The 16,427-nt window shown below is 67.1% G+C and carries 11 protein-coding genes and 1 pseudogene; 7 read left to right on the top strand and 5 right to left on the bottom strand.

Going from position 1 to position 16,427, the window contains the following annotated elements; all coding sequences use genetic code 11:
• Nucleotides 1-4: 4 nt before the first annotated feature.
• Complete coding sequence (locus tag LDO22_RS03175; RefSeq protein ID WP_224026076.1) at nucleotides 5-1,357, bottom strand: acetyl-CoA C-acetyltransferase; 1,353 nt, start codon at nucleotides 1,355-1,357, stop codon at nucleotides 5-7.
• 61 nt (nucleotides 1,358-1,418) lie between these two features.
• On the opposite strand from LDO22_RS03175, the gene LDO22_RS03170 reads away from it, so the two are divergent.
• Both LDO22_RS03170 and LDO22_RS03165 read left to right on the top strand, forming a co-directional pair.
• Nucleotides 1,419-2,147: a TetR/AcrR family transcriptional regulator gene (locus LDO22_RS03170; protein WP_224026075.1), complete on the top strand. Its 729-nt coding sequence runs from the start codon at nucleotides 1,419-1,421 to the stop codon at nucleotides 2,145-2,147.
• Nucleotide 2,148: 1 nt separating this feature from the next.
• Nucleotides 2,149-4,260, top strand: coding sequence for an acyl-CoA dehydrogenase (locus LDO22_RS03165; RefSeq protein WP_224026074.1), 2,112 nt, complete (start codon nucleotides 2,149-2,151; stop codon nucleotides 4,258-4,260).
• Nucleotides 4,261-4,353: 93 nt separating this feature from the next.
• Here the strand turns inward: LDO22_RS03165 and glgA are convergent, their stop codons facing one another.
• Complete coding sequence (gene glgA, locus LDO22_RS03160) at nucleotides 4,354-5,559, bottom strand: glycogen synthase (RefSeq protein WP_224026073.1); 1,206 nt, start codon at nucleotides 5,557-5,559, stop codon at nucleotides 4,354-4,356.
• 102 nt (nucleotides 5,560-5,661) lie between these two features.
• Here glgA and glgC point away from each other — a divergent pair, with 102 nt between their 5' ends.
• From glgC to LDO22_RS03145, 3 genes are all read left to right on the top strand, one after another.
• The gene (gene glgC / locus LDO22_RS03155; RefSeq protein ID WP_224026072.1) at nucleotides 5,662-7,071 is read left to right on the top strand and encodes a glucose-1-phosphate adenylyltransferase; all 1,410 of its coding nucleotides are present in this window, start codon (nucleotides 5,662-5,664) and stop codon (nucleotides 7,069-7,071) included.
• 89 nt (nucleotides 7,072-7,160) lie between these two features.
• Complete coding sequence (locus tag LDO22_RS03150; RefSeq protein WP_224026071.1) at nucleotides 7,161-8,612, top strand: SDR family NAD(P)-dependent oxidoreductase; 1,452 nt, start codon at nucleotides 7,161-7,163, stop codon at nucleotides 8,610-8,612.
• 18 nt (nucleotides 8,613-8,630) lie between these two features.
• The gene (locus LDO22_RS03145; protein ID WP_224026070.1) at nucleotides 8,631-9,098 is read left to right on the top strand and encodes a pyridoxamine 5'-phosphate oxidase family protein; all 468 of its coding nucleotides are present in this window, start codon (nucleotides 8,631-8,633) and stop codon (nucleotides 9,096-9,098) included.
• Nucleotides 9,099-9,144: 46 nt separating this feature from the next.
• Here LDO22_RS03145 and LDO22_RS03140 read toward each other — a convergent pair whose 3' ends face one another.
• The 3 genes from LDO22_RS03140 to LDO22_RS03130 form a co-directional block, all read right to left on the bottom strand.
• Nucleotides 9,145-9,996: a transglutaminase family protein gene (locus tag LDO22_RS03140; RefSeq protein WP_159632016.1), complete on the bottom strand. Its 852-nt coding sequence runs from the start codon at nucleotides 9,994-9,996 to the stop codon at nucleotides 9,145-9,147.
• Nucleotides 9,993-10,919 (bottom strand): alpha-E domain-containing protein, encoded by a 927-nt coding sequence (locus tag LDO22_RS03135; protein ID WP_141160461.1) that lies wholly within the window; start codon nucleotides 10,917-10,919, stop codon nucleotides 9,993-9,995. Before LDO22_RS03135 ends, LDO22_RS03140 begins: the two co-directional genes overlap by 4 nt.
• Nucleotides 10,920-10,994: 75 nt before the next feature.
• Nucleotides 10,995-12,551: a circularly permuted type 2 ATP-grasp protein gene (locus LDO22_RS03130; protein WP_159632017.1), complete on the bottom strand. Its 1,557-nt coding sequence runs from the start codon at nucleotides 12,549-12,551 to the stop codon at nucleotides 10,995-10,997.
• Nucleotides 12,552-12,664: 113 nt separating this feature from the next.
• On the opposite strand from LDO22_RS03130, the gene LDO22_RS03125 reads away from it, so the two are divergent.
• Entirely contained in the window at nucleotides 12,665-13,723 is a 1,059-nt protein-coding gene (locus LDO22_RS03125; protein ID WP_224026069.1) for a putative sulfate exporter family transporter, read from the top strand.
• Between the two features lie 33 nt (nucleotides 13,724-13,756).
• Nucleotides 13,757-16,425, top strand: a pseudogene (gene pepN, locus LDO22_RS03120) (aminopeptidase N).
• The last annotated feature ends 2 nt before the right edge of the window (nucleotides 16,426-16,427 follow it).

Genomic DNA, 16,427 nt, shown 5'->3' with positions numbered 1-16,427 from the left:
CCTCCTACAGGGATTCCAGGATCGCGACGACGCCCTGGCCGCCGGCCGCGCATACGGACACCAGGCCCCGCGCCGGCCGCCCCGTGGAAGCAGCCTTGGCGTGGAGCATCTTGGCCAGGGTGCCTACGATGCGGCCACCGGTGGCAGCAAAGGGGTGGCCTGCTGCCAGCGAAGACCCGTTGACGTTGAGGCGGGAACGGTCGATGCTGCCCAACGCACCCTCAAGGCCGAGGCGGGTGCGTCCGAACTCGTCGTCCTCCCATGCTGCAAGGGTACTGAGGACGGTGGCGGCAAATGCTTCATGGATCTCGAAGTAATCGAAGTCGGCCAGCGTCAGGTTTTGCCGGGCGAGGAGCCTGGGCACGGCGAACACGGGAGCCATGAGAAGCCCGTCCTTGCCGTGGACAAAATCAACCGCGGCAGCTTCGGCGTCCACCACGGCTGCCAGCTTGGGCAGGTCGCGCGCATCAGCCCATTCGTCGGAGGCCAGCAGCACCGTGGAAGCACCGTCGGTCAGAGGAGTGGAGTTCCCCGCTGTCATGGTGGCGTCTGCGCCAAGGTTGCGGCCGAAGACCGGCTTCAGCGAGGCGAGTTTCTCCAGTGAAGTGTCGGCCCGCAGGTTCCCGTCGCGCGTCAGTCCCCGGTAGGGGGTCATCAGGTCGTCGAAGAACCCGGAGTCGTAGGCGGCAGCAAGGTTGTGGTGGCTGTTCAATGCCAGCTCGTCCTGCGCTTCCCGGGAGATCTTCCACTGTGCAGTGGTCAGGGCCTGGTGCTCGCCCATGGACAGGCCGGTCCGCGGCTCCCCTGTGCCCGGGGCCAAAGGGGCCAGGTCCTTGGGTCGGAGCCGGCTGAGGATCTGGAGCCGCTGGGGAAGGGTTTTGGCCCGGTGAAGGTCCAGGACGACCTCGCGGAGCCCCTCGCTGACCACCACGGGCGCATCGGACGCGGAGTCGACGCCGCCGGCAATGGCGGAATCAATCTGTCCAAGCTTGATCTTGTTGGCCAGGCCAACCACGGTTTCAAGGCCTGTGGCGCACGCCTGCTGGAGGTCGTACACGGGAGTTTCGGCAGAGAGCGCCGATCCCAAAACGGCTTCGCGGGTGAGGTTGAAGTCACGCGAGTGCTTGAGTACCGCGCCCGCCGCCACCTGGCCAATGCGTTCGTCCTGGAGGCCGAAGCGGGCGATCAGGCCATCGAGGGCCGCCGTCAGCATGTCCTGGTTGGAGGATTTGGCGTACGCTCCCCCGGCCCGGGCGAACGGGATCCTGTTGCCGCCGATGATCACCGCCCTGCGGGTTGAAGGCACGGCAGGCGTGGCTGATCCGCCTGCGGGGATGGACTGTCCTTCTGTGGACATGGAGGGCTCCTCTGGTCACAAGTGGTTACCGATACCCAGCGTACCTGATACGCTGGGTATCGTGAACCTTCAGGACACGCACTCCCCCCTGACCATCGAACTGCCCACGCCGGCGAGCTCCGACGGGCGTTCATCCCGCTGGCAGAGCCACCGGGAGGAACGGCGCAGGGAACTTATCAAGCAGGCCCGCCGCGCGGTGCACGTCCTGGGCAGCGACGCTTCCATGGAGGACATCGCCACAGCGGCCGGAACGTCGAAGTCGGTCTTCTACCGTTACTTCGGGGACAAGGCAGGGCTGCAGCAGGCGGTGGGTGAGGTGGTGCTCAGCCAGATGCAGCACCGCATCCAGGAGGCCGCCCAAAGCGCCCTCACGCCCCGGGAGGGCCTGCTCGCCATGGTTTCGGCCTACCTCCAGATGGCCGATACCAGCCCCAACGTCTACACCTTTGTCACCAGCTACGCGCCAGGTGATACCGCCGCCCCCGCGCACCCTGCTGCGCCCGGCGGACCGCTGGGCCCCTTTTTCGACGCCATCGCGGACATGATCGCCACCCCCATGCGGTCACACCTCGGCGATGTCAGGGAAACCGTCATCGGCTATTGGCCAAAGGCGGCAATCGGCCTGGTCCGGAATGCCGGCGAACAATGGCTAAGCACCCCGGACTCCCCTGCCAAACCAGACCAGGAGACCATGGCCCGCCAGATCACCGCATGGCTGTGCGTGGGCATCGTCCCCGAACTCACCCCCGCTTCACCGACCACCAAGTTATCCGCCAAAGAAGGACTGTGACATGACTGACGTAGTGGACCGCCCCGCGCGCAAGGGTCTCCGCCCCGCCGCAACCCCTGCAGCCAAGCCCCTGGACGAAAGCCCCGAGCCCGCCGTCGACGTCGAGGCATTGGGCCGGCAACTCCTGGGCAAGTGGGCCGATGTCCGGCTGCAGGCACGGGATCTGGCCGCCAGGCCCGAACTGCACAAGATCGAAGGCCTGACGCACACCGAACACCGTGCCCGCGTCTTCGGCCAACTCAAGTACCTCGTGGACAATGAAGCCGTGCACCGCGCCTTCCCGTCGGAGCTCGGCGGCTCCGACGACCACGGCGGCAACATCGCCGGCTTCGAGGAGCTGGTGGTGGCAGACCCGTCCCTGCAGATCAAGGCGGGGGTCCAGTGGGGACTTTTCGGATCCGCCGTGATGCACCTGGGGACCGCAGAACACCACACCAAGTGGCTGCCCGGAATCATGAGCCTGGAAATCCCCGGCTGCTTCGCCATGACCGAGACCGGCCACGGCTCCGATGTGGCAAGCATTGCCACCACTGCAACCTACGAGCCCGCCTCCGAAGAGTTCATCATCCACACCCCGTTCCGCGCCGCCTGGAAGGACTACATCGGCAACGCGGCCAATGACGGACTCGGCGCCGTTGTCTTCGCCCAGCTGGTCACCCGCGGTGTCAACCACGGCGTCCACGCCTTCTACGTGGACCTGCGTGATCCGGAGACCAAGGAGTTCCTGCCCGGCATCGGCGGGGAGGACGACGGCGTCAAGGGCGGCCTGAACGGCATCGACAACGGCCGGCTGCACTTCGACAACGTCCGCGTCCCCCGGACCAACCTCCTGAACCGGTACGGCAACGTCGACGCAGACGGAACCTACACATCGCCCATCGCCAGCCCCGGCCGGCGCTTTTTCACGATGCTGGGCACCCTGGTCCAGGGCCGCGTGTCACTGGACGGCGCAGCCGTGGCCGCCTCCAAGGTGGCACTGAAAGCCGCCATCCAGTACGCCACCGAACGCCGCCAGTTCAACGCGTCCTCGCACACCGAGGAAGAAGTCCTGCTCGACTACCAGCGGCACCAGCGGCGCCTGTTCACCCGCCTGGCCGCCACCTACGCGGCCAGCTTTGCGCACGAGCAGCTGCTGCAGAAGTTCGACGACGTCTTCTCCGGCGCCCACGACACTGACGCAGACCGCCAGGACCTGGAAACCCTGGCCGCAGCGCTGAAGCCCCTCAGTACCTGGCACGCCCTGGACACCCTGCAGGAATGCCGTGAAGCCTGCGGCGGTGCCGGCTTCCTGATCGAAAACCGGTTCGCCTCGTTGCGCGCCGACCTCGACGTTTACGTCACCTTCGAGGGAGACAACACCGTGCTGCTCCAGTTGGTGGCCAAGCGCCTGCTGGCCGACTACGCCAAGGAGTTCCGTAACGTGGACTTCGGAGTGCTGGCCCGTTATGTGGTGAACCAGGCCGCGGGCGCCGCTGTGCACCGCACCGGCCTGCGCCAGGTGGCCCAGTTCATGGCTGACACGGGGTCGGTCCAGAAGGCTGCAATCGCCCTCCGCGACGAGGAAGGCCAGCGCGCCCTGCTCACGGACCGGGTCCAGACCATGGTGGCTGAGGCCGGTGCTGCTTTGAAGGGCAGCAAGCGTCTGTCGCAGGACAAAGGCGCGGCCCTGTTCAACCGACACCAGAATGAACTCATCGACGCCGCCCAGGCGCACGCTGAACTGCTGCAGTGGGAGGCGTTCACGGACGCCCTCCGCGAGGTGGAAGATGCGGAAACCAGGACGGTCCTTACCTGGCTGCGTGACCTCTTCGGCCTGTCCCTGATTGAGAAGAACCTGTCGTGGTACCTCATGAACGGCCGCCTCTCCATGCAGCGGGCCCGCACAGTTGGCGGCTACATCAACAGGTTGCTGGAGAAGATCCGCCCGCACGCCCTGGACCTCGTGGAGGCCTTCGGGTACGGCGACGAGCACGTCCGGGCGGCCATCGCCACGGGCGCCGAAAAGAGCCGCCAGGACGAGGCGCGTGCGCACTTCCGCGCTGAGCGCGCCAGCGGGCAGGAACCGGTTGACGAGAAGGTCCTGATTGCCAGGGCCGCGGGCCGGAAGGCCTGACCCGGGCGGACACCCGGAACCGGGCACAAACAACGACGGCGCCGCCCCCTGCCAAAGGGAGCGGCGCCGTTGTGGTTTGTACTGCCGGGACGCTCAGGCTCCGGCAGGCAGCACCGAGCGGTACACCTCAAGGGTGGTTTCCGTGATTGATTCCCACGAGAAGTGCTTTTCGGCGCGCTCGCGGCCTGCCTTCCCCATGGCCCGGGCACGTGCGGGATCGGACACCACTTCGGTCAGGGCGGCTGCGAACTCCGCGACAAACTTCTCCGGGTCCAGGGGCGTCCCGGTGCCATCGGTGACCTGTTCCAGATTCACCAGCAGGCCGGTTTCACCGTGCTGGACCACCTCGGGGATCCCGCCGGTGGCGCTGGCCACCACCGCGGCGCCGCAGGCCATGGCTTCCAGGTTGACGATGCCAAGCGGCTCATAGATGGACGGGCAGGCGAAGGCCGTGGCGTGGCTGAGGACCTGGATCAGTTCGTGGCGCGGCAGCATCCGTTCAATCAGCACTACGCCCGTGCGCTGCTTCTGCAGTTCCTCGATGAGCGCGGCGGTTTCGGCCGCCAGTTCCGGGGTGTCCGCAGCGCCCAGGCACAGGACCAGCTGGACGTCAGCCGGAAGTTTCGCTGCCGCCCGCAGGAGGTAGGGAACGCCCTTTTGGCGTGTGTTTCTTCCCACAAAGACGACGCTCGGTTTGGCGGGGTCGATGCCCAGGGCGCGGACGGCGTCGTCGTTTTCATCACGCTGCCACAGCTCCACGTCGATGCCGTTGTGGACCACGCGGACCTTGTCCGGGTCAACGTTGGGGTAGCTGCGCAGGATGTCCTGGCGCATGCCCTCGGACACGGCGATGATCGCCGCCGCGGCCTCGTAGGCCGTCTTCTCCACCCAGGAGGAGAGGGCGTAGCCGCCGCCCAGCTGCTCGGCCTTCCAGGGCCGCAGCGGCTCGAGGCTGTGGGCACTGAGAACGTGCGGAATTCCGTGCAGCAGGGAGGCCAGGTGGCCGGCCATGTTGGCGTACCAGGTATGCGAATGGACCAGGTCGGCGCCCTGGACATCCGGCACAATGCGCAGGTCCACACCCAGGGTCTGCACCGCGGCATTGGCCCCGCCCAGATCCTCGGGAATCTGGTAGGAGGTCACGGTTGCTCCGTGGTAGTCAGCATCGCGGGGAGCACCGAAAGCGCGAACCTGCAGGTCAACATGCTTACTAAGCACCCTGCTCAATTCGGCTACATGCACCCCGGCGCCACCGTAGATCTCCGGCGGGAACTCTTTAGTCACAATGTCTATTCGCACAAGACCCAAGGTAGTCGTTCACGGATAACTGTTCTAGTGTGAAGGAGTCCGGGCCTACCGGACTGTCTTGGGGAGTTACGAAGGCGTACAGGAGCGACCATTATGCCGTTGACCAAAAAAGTCCTGGCCATTGTCCTCGCAGGTGGCGAGGGAAACAGACTGATGCCACTGACGGCAGACCGGGCCAAGCCCGCCGTGCCCTTCGCCGGCAGTTACCGCCTGATCGATTTTGCGATTTCCAACCTGGTGAATTCGCGTTACCTGCAGATTGTGGTCCTCACCCAATACAAATCCCATAGCCTCGACCGGCATATTTCCGAAGCATGGCGGATGTCCACCCAGCTCGGCAACTACGTCGCCTCCGTCCCCGCACAGCAGCGCGTCGGCAAGAGCTGGTTCCTGGGCAGCGCCAACGCCATCTACCAGTCCCTGAACCTGATCCATGACGCCAACCCGGACATCGTCGTCGTGGTGGGCGCGGACCACGTGTACCGCATGGACTTCGCCCAGATGGTGGACCAGCACGTCCGGAGCGGCGCCAAGGCCACCGTGGCGGCCGTCCGGCAGCCGCTGCACATGGCCGACCAGTTCGGCGTGATCGAAGTGGACCAGAACGACTCCCAGAAGATCGCCGCGTTCGTGGAGAAGCCCTCCAGCACGCCCGGGCTCGCTGCCGACCCCTCCCAGTTCCTGGCTTCCATGGGCAACTACGTGTTCGACGCCGACGCTCTGGTGGCCGCGCTGCACGTGGACGCCGAACGCCTGGACACCAAGCACGACATGGGCGGGGACATCATCCCCTACTTCGTCAACAGGGGCGAGGCCGGCGTCTACGACTTCACGCTCAACGACATCCCGGGCTCCACCGAGCGGGACCGCACCTACTGGCGCGACGTGGGCACCATCGACTCCTTCTATGACGCCCACATGGACCTCATCTCCCCGCTGCCGGTCTTCAACCTCTACAACTCCGAGTGGCCCATCTACACCCGGCAGAGCATTTCCCCGCCGGCCAAGTTCGTCCGGGGCAAGAACAATACCGTCGGCACGGCGCTGGACTCCATCGTGGCCAACGGCGTAGTGATTTCCGGTGGCGTGGTGGAGGGCTCAGTACTGTCCAACGACGTCTACGTCGCAACCAGCGCCCGGGTCATCGATTCTGTCCTGATGGACAAAGTGCAGGTGGGTGAAGGGGCAGTCATCAACCGCGCCATCCTGGACAAGAACGTCAAGGTCCCTGCCGGTGCGGCCATCGGCCTGGACCCTGACCTGGACAGGGCGCGCGGGTTCAAGGTCACCGAGTCCGGCATCACCGTCCTGGCCAAGGGCCAGGAAGTCCCGGAACCGGGCGAGGAGGAACGCAAGCTCGCCGCCAGCCACCTGAGCGTCCTGCCGAACGCCATCAAGGCCGCTGCGGAGCAGTACGCCGGCGTCCGCGAGGCTGCGGACAAGGTGGCCGGCACGCATGCCGCCGCCGCGGCTGAGGCCGCACCGGCCGCCCGGCTGCGGTGATCCGCAGGTAGCCATACCCCACACCACCCGCAGGCCGGGGCGCCACCCATGGTGCCGCGGCCTGCGGCGTACGCTGTAAAATTTTCCCAATGAGCTCCCCCGATCTGACCCCTGAGGACATCCAGGCCTGCCTCAAGGTCCTGAACACCATCCATGCCTACGACGAGGAGCACCCGGACTATGTCGCGGTGCGCCGCGCCACGGGAAAGATGTTCAAGGCCGTCAAGCGCCACCGCAGGGTCACGAAGCGTGATTCCATCGCCGAGGCTGACCGCGCAGTGATTGCCCAGACCGCCACCGCCGCCCCGGACCGGATCGATGACGAGACCCGCGGCAACAAGCTGGCACCATCCGCCACCGGAAAGATCGCCGGACACCTCCTCCGGTCCCGCCCCTGCTACATCTGCAAGCAGCACTACACCCAGGTGGATGCCTTCTATCACCAGCTGTGCCCGGAATGCGCGGCCTTCAGCCACAGCAAGCGTGACGCCCGGACCGACCTCACCGGCCGCCGGGCCCTGCTGACCGGAGGGCGGGCCAAGATCGGGATGTACATCGCACTCCGGCTGCTGCGCGACGGAGCCCACACCACCATCACCACCCGCTTCCCCAAGGACGCTGCCCGGCGCTTCGCGGCGATGGAAGACAGCGGGGACTGGCTGCACCGGCTCCGCATCGTGGGGATCGACCTGCGTGATCCCGCCCAGGTCATGGCCTTGACTGACTCACTCGACCAGGCCGGCCCGCTGGACATCATCATCAACAACGCGGCCCAGACCGTGCGCCGCTCCGGCAACGCCTACAAGCCGCTGGTGGACGCAGAGGACGAGCCGCTTCCGGCGGCCCTGGAGCAGGCCAACGGCGGCCCTGAGCTCCTGACGTTCGGCCACGCCCATGACAAGCACCCCTTGGCCCTTGCCGGCAGCGTCACCGAACACCCGGTCCTGGCCGGCGACGCGATCACCTCTCTGGCGCTGTCCACCGGGTCTGCGTCACTCGAACGTATCGCCTCCGGAACCGCGATTGACGCGGGTGGCCTGGTCCCGGACCTTGCCACGATCAACAGCTGGACGCAGGTGCTGGACGAAGTGGATCCCCTGGAGATGCTCGAGGTGCAGCTCTGCAACGTCACCGCCCCCTTCCTGCTGGTCAGCCGGCTCCGGGGCGCCATGAAGCGGTCCACGGCGAGGCGCAAGTACATCGTGAACGTCTCCGCCATGGAGGGACAGTTCTCCCGCGCCTACAAAGGCCCCGGCCACCCGCACACCAATATGGCCAAGGCGGCGCTGAACATGATGACCCGCACCAGCGCCCAGGAGATGCTGGACGCGGACGGCATCCTGATGACGGCGGTGGATACCGGCTGGATCACGGACGAGCGCCCGCACTTCACCAAGGTCCGGCTCATGGAGGAAGGCTTCCACGCGCCCCTCGACCTGGTGGACGGTGCGGCGCGGGTCTACGATCCGATCGTCATGGGTGAAAAGGGCGAGGACCAGTATGGCGTCTTCCTGAAGGATTACAAGCCCAGCCCCTGGTGATGCGGGTATGCTCACGGCATGAGCAACGAGTCATCCACCCAAGTGCAGAATCTCGAACACCACGAATGCTGGGCGTTGCTGCGGACGGTGTCCGTGGGCAGGCTGGCGGTCCTCGTAGAGGGCCGGCCGGACATCTTCCCGGTGAACTTCACCGTGGACGGCGGCACGCTGGTCTTCCGCACCAGCCAGGGAACCAAGCTGTCGGCGGCCTCCGGCGACGCCCCCGTGGCGGTGGAGGCGGACGGCGTGGACCCTGGCACGGGCCTGGCGTGGAGCGTGGTCATCAAGGGCACCGCTGCCCTGGTCAAGAGCACTGAGGAAGTGCTGGAGACTTCCCGGCTGTACCTCTTCCCCTGGCAGGCAGGACGGAAGGACGCGTTCGTGCGCATCACCCCGGACAGCGTCACGGGCCGCCGCTTCAAGGTCACCGATCCGATGACGTGGTGGACGCAGATCAGCGGCTCCGCCAAAGCGTCCCAGGAATAGGCCGACGGCGGGTTCCCCGGCCACGGAGGCCGGGGAACCTGGCGCGTCAGGCGAGCTGGGTGATCTCCACGCTGACTTTCAGGGCGGAGCCGCCGCCGCCGGACAGGATGCCCTTCAGCGGGGGCACATCCCGGTAGTCGCGGCCCCTGGCCACAGTGACATGGAAGTCACCGGCGGGTTTGTGGTTGGTGGGGTCCCAGCTGCGCCAGTCCCCGTCCCACCATTCAAGCCACGCGTGCGACTGCCCGGCCACGGTCTCACCGATTCCGGCGCTGGAGCGCGGGTGCAGGTAGCCGGAGACATAGCGCGCCGGAATGCCGCAGCTGCGCAGTGCACCGATGGCCAGGTGCGCCAGGTCCTGGCACACCCCCTTGCGCTGGCCCCAGGCTTCCTCCGCGTTGGTGGTGACGGCAGTGGACCCGGACATGTAGGTCATCTCCCCGCGCATCCAGGCAAAGACCGCCATGGCAGCCTCGTGCGGATTCTTCCCTGCCACGACGCCGGGGATGATGCCCAGGACCTCGTCGCCGGGACCGCTCAGCCGGGACTGCGGCAGCCAGTCGCTGAACGCATCAAGCGTCTCCGGCGATGCCAGTTCATCCCAGCCCACGATGTCTGCCTCCGCGGGGATCTTTTCCGCCCGGTGCACCTCGACGGTGATGTTGGAGACCACCTCAAGGTTTTCGTGCGGCATCTGCATGTCAAAGGCCGTGACCCTTGTCCCCCAGTAGTCGCGGTAGGTGCTCACTGCCGCCTGCGACGGGGAGACCTTCACCACGGACTCCAGGACCACCTGCTGTGAATCCGTCAGCGGGGTCATCCGTGCCTCGTTGTAGGACAGCGTTACCCGCTTGTTGTACTTGTAGGCCGTCCTGTGGACGATGCTCAGCCGGGTCATGACACTTCTCCCACCCAGGCAAGTTCATCCGCCTGATTGAAGTACTTACGGGAAATGGCGTCCGAGGCCTGGGACACCGCCTTCTGCACCCGCTCCATGTGCTCCGGCAGTTCGGACATGAGGTCGTCCGTGCGGTGGAACTCGAGGAAGGTCCGGGCCTGGCCCACGATCCGGCGGGCATCGTTGATGAAACCCACGCGCTGGGCGGACGGGTCGAGTTTGGCCAGGCATTCGTCCGCGTCCCGCAGGGCATAGACGATGGACCGCGGGAACAGCCGGTCCAGGAGCAGGAACTCCGCAGCGTGCTGGTCTCCGAACGCAGCGCGGCGGGTGCGGAGGAAGGATTCGTACGCGCCGGCGCACCGGAGCATGTTCACCCAGGACATGCCTGCGGAGAGGACGTCCCTGGTGGAGAGCATCCGGGCCGTCATGTCGGCACGTTCCAGCGAACGGCCCAGGACCAGGAAGAGCCAGCTCTCGTCGTGGCTCACGGTGGTGTCGGCAAGGCCGCTGACCATGGCTGTGCGCTCCAGGGTCCAGTTGCAGAACCGGTAGGTGCCCACCACGTCCTTGCGGTGCTGGCTCAGCCCGTAGTAGGTGGTGTTCAGGCTTTCCCACAGCCCGGAGGACACAGTCTCGCGGGCACGGCGGGCGTTCTCACGGGCGGCACCCAGGGAACCGGCAATGGACGTGGCGCTGGTCTTGTCATAGGCCAGGGCGTGAAGCAGTTCCGGCAGCCCGAAATCCTCGCTCTGCGGCTTGGCGCCCATGACGGCCAGGAGCTCCTGCGCCACGCTCTTCCGCTCCTCCATGGGGAGGTGGTTCAGGCGTTCCAGGTGGACATCCAAAATGCGGGCGGTACCGTCCGCCCGCTCCACATAGCGGCCGATCCAAAAAAGGGACTCGGCAATACGGCTAAGCATTCGCGGCTACCTCCTGCGCGCCCGGAACGTTGTCAAAGAAAGGTGCGACGGCGGCGACGTCTACACGTGCCGGGCTCACTGCTGCTGCTCCGACTGGCGGTCGCGCCAGTTGCTTTCCACCGGCCACACCGAGACGCGTTCCCGGACCGTGACGGACTGGCGCGGAACGGTCTCCACCGGCATCTGGGGAGAGTCGGCAAGGACCCAGGTGTCCTTGGATCCACCGCCCTGGCTGGAGTTCACAATCAGGGACCCTTCCTTCAGCGCAACACGGGTCAGGCCGCCCGGGAGCACCCAGACGTCGTCGCCGTCGTTCACGGCGAAGGGCCGCAGGTCCACGTGGCGCGGACCGAACTTGTCACCACCCAGGGTGGGAACCGTGGAGAGCTGCAGCACCGGCTGGGCGATCCAGCCGCGCGGATCGGAGATGATCCGCTGGCGGAGGGCGTCCAACTCGTCCCTGGAGGCATCCGGGCCAATGACCAGGCCCTTGCCGCCGGAGCCGTCCACCGGCTTGACCACCAGTTCCGCCAGGTTGTCCAGGGTATACTCCCGGGCCTCCTTCTCCTCGAGGCGGAAGGTGTCCACATTGGCGATAATGGGCTCCTCGCTGAGGTAGTAGCGGATCAGGTCAGGCACGTAACTGTAAACCAGTTTGTCGTCTGCCACGCCATTGCCCACCGCGTTGGCGATGGTGACACCGCCGGCACGGGCGGCGTTGACCAGCCCGGGGCAGCCAAGCATCGAGTCGGACCGGAACTGCAGCGGGTCCAGGAAGTCGTCGTCGATCCGCTTGTAGATGACGTCCACGCGCTGCTCGCCGGCCGTGGTGCGCATGTACACGCGGTTTCCACGGCAGATGAGGTCCCGGCCCTCCACCAGTTCCACGCCCATGAGGCCGGCCAGCAGGGTGTGCTCGAAGTAGGCGCTGTTGAACACGCCGGGGGTCAGGACGACGACGGTGGGATCGTCCACGCCGGCGGGCGCGGTTTTGCGCAGGGCCGAGAGCAGCCGCCGCGGGTACTCTTCCACGGGCCGGATGAGCTGCTGGCCGAATGCCTCAGGCAGGCCCTTCGCCATGGCGCGCCGGTTTTCCAGCACGTAGCTGACGCCGGAGGGGACGCGGACGTTGTCCTCCAGGACCCGGAAGGTGCCGGCGGCGTCGCGGACGACGTCGATGCCGGAGATGTGTACCCGCACCCCGCCCGCGGGTTCAAAGCCGTGGACCTGCCGGTGGAAATGGGCGCTGGTGGTCACGAGCTGGCGGGGAATCACGCCGTCGGAGACCACGGTCATCTTGTCGTAGACGTCGTTCAGGAACGCTTCCAGGGCGCGGACGCGCTGCGCCACGCCGCGTTCCAGGACATCCCACTCAGCTGCCGGGATGACACGGGGCACGATGTCGAGGGGGAAGGGCCGCTCCTCGCCCGCGTAGTCGAACGTCACCCCGCGGTCCAGGAAGGTGCGGGCCATGGAGTCGGCGCGTGCGCTCACATCCGCCAGGGAGAGCTTCCGGAGCGCCTCCGCCACCTGCCCGTACGAGTCCCTGGCCTGCTGCCCGGGGGCAAACATCTCGTCGTAGGCTCCGGTGCGGCCCGCGGCCTCGGAGTAATCCTGGAATAGGTCTGACATGTCCAATAGCCAACCATCTTTTTGTTTCGAGTTCATTACTGCCATCCATTCTGGCGTGTTGTCGCCGGCAGCCCGGTTCGTACTTTACTGGCCTCTTCGGGCACAGTAGGTGAGTGCCAAGCAGCAGAAGCCTCCCCGTGCCGGGCCGCGGCAGTTTCCGGGCCCATGTGGCGCGGTTGGTTCCGGGCCTCTTGACGGCGGCGGCCGCCGTGGCAGGGGCCTTCCTGGTGCACGGGCTCCTGCCGGCATTGCCTGCGATGACCATGGCTGTGGTGCTGGGTGTCCTGGCCGCCAACCTGCCCGGCGCCGGCAGCTGGACCGGCGGCCGGGCCCGTGCAGGGCTCGACTTCGCGGGCAAGCATCTGATGCGCGGCGGGATCGTGCTGCTGGGCCTGAAGGTCAGCGTCATGGATGTCCTCAACCTCGGGTGGCCGGCCCTGGTCCTGATCGTGGGCGTCGTCGCGGCCAGCTTCGGCGGCACCTATGCAATCTCGCGGCTGTTGCGCCTGCCGCCGGTGACCTCGCTCCTGGTGGCCACCGGGTTTTCCATCTGCGGCGCGTCGGCCATCGGCGCCATGGCCGCCGTCCGCCGCATCCGGCACGCCGAAACTGTCCTGCCGGTGGCCTTGGTAACGCTCTGCGGAACGCTCGCCATCGGCGTCCTGCCCCTCCTCGCGCACCCCCTGGGCCTCACGGCCACGGTGTTCGGTGCCTGGACCGGCGCGTCCGTGCACGACGTGGGCCAGGTGGTGGCCACGGCGCAAACCGCCGGGACCGCTGCCCTGGCGATCGCCGTCGTCGTCAAGCTCACCCGGGTGCTGCTGCTGGCGCCCGTTGTTGCCGCAGCCGGCGCGCACCACAGGAACGGAGCGCGCGCCCTGGGCGCCGCCGACGGCACCACGTCCAAAATGCCGCCCGTGGTGCCCCTGTTCGTGCTGGGCTTCGTGGCCATGGTGGCCCTGCGCTCCACCGGCTGGCTGGCCCCGGCCTGGCTGGATACCGGCGCCACCCTGCAGGACATCCTCCTGGGGGCTGCCCTGTTCGGGCTGGGCTCGGCCGTCAGGATCAGAACACTGCTCCATACAGGTGGGCAGGCGCTCCTGGCGGCGCTGGCATCCTGGCTCCTGATTGCCGTGCTGGGTCTGGCGGCCGCCTTCCTGATCGCGGGCTGAGCGGACGCACCGGCCGCGTGATTAGATAGCCGGGTGTCACATGAGAATCTGCAGCGCAGCGAAGCCTCCGAACGTTCAGCCCTGATCAGCACCACCAGCTACGACGTCTCGCTCGATGTGCGGCAGGCAGCAGATCCGGCGGTTCCCGGTTACACCAGCCGCAGTGTCATCACCTTCACCGCAGAACCCGGCTCCAGCACCTTCCTGGACTTCATCGGCGGCAGCGTCCACAGCGTGATCCTCAACGGCAAGAGCCTGCCCGTGGGGGACGTGGTGGACGGCGCGCGGATCAGGCTGGACAACCTCGGGGCCGAAAACCAGGTGGCCGTCACCGGTACCGCCCTCTACAGCCGCTCCGGCGAGGGCATGCACCGGTTCGTTGACCCCGCCGACGGCCAGACCTACCTGTACACCCAGTACGAGCCGGCTGACGCGCGCCGGGTCTTCGCCAACTTCGAACAGCCCGACCTGAAGGCAACCTACACCTTCCACGTGATGGCTCCGGCGGAATGGAAGGTGGCCTCGAACGGCGCAGAGGTGAACCGCACCCTGCTGACCAGCGATCCTGCCACCGCCTGCTGGGACTTCGCCACCACCCTGCCGATGTCCACCTACATCACCAGCATCCTGGCCGGGCCCTACTTCAGGGCTGAGGACCGCTGGCAGGCAACGCTCGACGACGGCACGCGCCTGGACGTCCCGCTCGCCCTCTACTGCCGGGCATCCATGGCAGGCTCCTTCGACACGGAAGAGCTCTTTGCCCTCACCAAGAAGGGCCTGGACTTCTTCAACCGCCTCTTCGACTACCCCTACCCGTGGGGCAAGTACGACCAGGCGTTCGTGCCCGAGTACAACCTGGGCGCCATGGAGAACCCGGGGCTGGTGACGTTCACCGAGAGCTACGTGTTCACCTCCCGCGCCACGGACGCGCAGTACCAGGCGCGCGCCAACACCCTGATGCACGAGATGGCGCACATGTGGTTCGGCGACCTGGTGACCATGCAGTGGTGGGACGACCTCTGGCTCAAGGAGTCCTTCGCCGATTACATGGGAACCCTCGGCGTGGACCGGGCAACGGACTGGGATACCGCCTGGGTCAACTTCGCCAACAAACGCAAGGCCTGGGCCTACGTGCAGGACCAGCTCCCCACCACCCATCCCATCGTGGCTGACATCCCCGACCTTGAAGCGGCCAAGCAGAACTTCGACGGCATCACCTACGCCAAGGGCGCCTCGGTCCTCAAGCAGCTGGTGGCGTACGTGGGCTTTGATTCGTTCATCGCAGGATCCCGGGAGTACTTCCGGAAGCACGCCTATGGGAACACGTCGCTGGCCGACCTCCTGGCGGCACTGGATGCGGCCTCGGGCCGTGACCTGTCCGGCTGGGCCCGGCAGTGGCTGCAGACGTCCGGCATCTCGATGCTGTCCCTGGATTTTTCTGCCGTGGACGGTTCGTCCAAGGACCCGGCCGTGGCGGGAGCAGCAACGGGCGACGCCAGCGTGCTGGGACAGGTGGCGCTCGTCCAGGAGGCGGTGGACCCGGTCACCGGACGGGAAGAGCTGCGTCCGCACCGCCTCCGCGTCGGTTCCTACGACTTCGACGCCGGCGGGGCCCTGGTGCAGACCGGAACCATCGAAACCGACATGACCGGTGCCCGGACTGAGCTCCCCCAGCTTGCCGGCCAGCCGCGGCCCGCGCTCCTACTGGTCAACGATGACGATCTGACCTACGCCAAAGTGCGGCTGGATCCGGTGTCCGAGGCTGCCGTACGTGCATCGCTGGACCGCATCACCGATCCTATGGCCCGGGCCCTGTGCTGGACGGCGCTGTGGAACTCGGCGCGGGACGGCGAAAGCCCCGCGTCCAGGTACGTGGACGCCGTGACGGCCTTTGCCGCGGCTGAGACGGGCATCGGCGTACTCCTGAACGTCCTCGACAACGCCACCACCGCCGTCGAACGCTACACGCCCGCCGCCACCCGGGGCAGGGTGCGCGCATCCTTCCTGGCAGCTGCCGCCGCAGAACTGGACCGGGCCGCCCCGGGTTCGGACCAGCAGCTCGCCTGGGCTCGCACCCTCGGCACACTTAGCAGGCAGGACGGTGCCCTGCTCCCCCGGCTCCGTGGCCTGCTGGACGGAACGTACGCCGTCGAGGGGTGGCGGTGGACGCCGAGCTCCGCTGGCACCTCTGGCATGCCTTGGCAGCCAATGGCCAGGCCTCCGCAGCCGAGCTCGACGCCGAGCTTGCCCGGGACACCACCGCCTCCGGCCGGGCGGGGCATGCAACAGCCATGGCGTCCCGTCCCGACCGCGACGTCAAGGCTGCCGCCTGGGATGCGGCCGTCCACGGGACCGGGCTGTCCAACCAGCTTCTGACCGCCACCATCAGCGGCTTCGCTACCGCGCCGCCGGCGCTGCTGGAACCCTACGTGGAGCCCTACTTCGACTGCCTGCGCGCTGTGTGGGACGCGCGGAGTATCGAGATCGCCAGCCGGATTGTCCGGGGCTTCTACCCGGCAGCCCAGGACCTCCCGGACGGCGGGGAGCCCAAAGACCACCCCGTCGTCCGGCGGACCGATGCCTGGCTGGACGCCAACCCGGACGCCCCGCACGCACTGCGCCGGATCATCGTGGAGCAGCGCAGCCACCTGCTGCGCGCGCTCACGGCACAGGCCGCCGTCGTTCCCCCACCGGCCCCCTAACC

It is taken from the genome of Arthrobacter sp. NicSoilC5 (assembly GCF_019977395.1).
Taxonomy (GTDB): Bacteria; Actinomycetota; Actinomycetes; order Actinomycetales; family Micrococcaceae; genus Arthrobacter.
The sequence above is the reverse complement of the archived record's forward strand: the minus strand, read 5'-3'. Positions and strand labels throughout refer to the sequence as shown.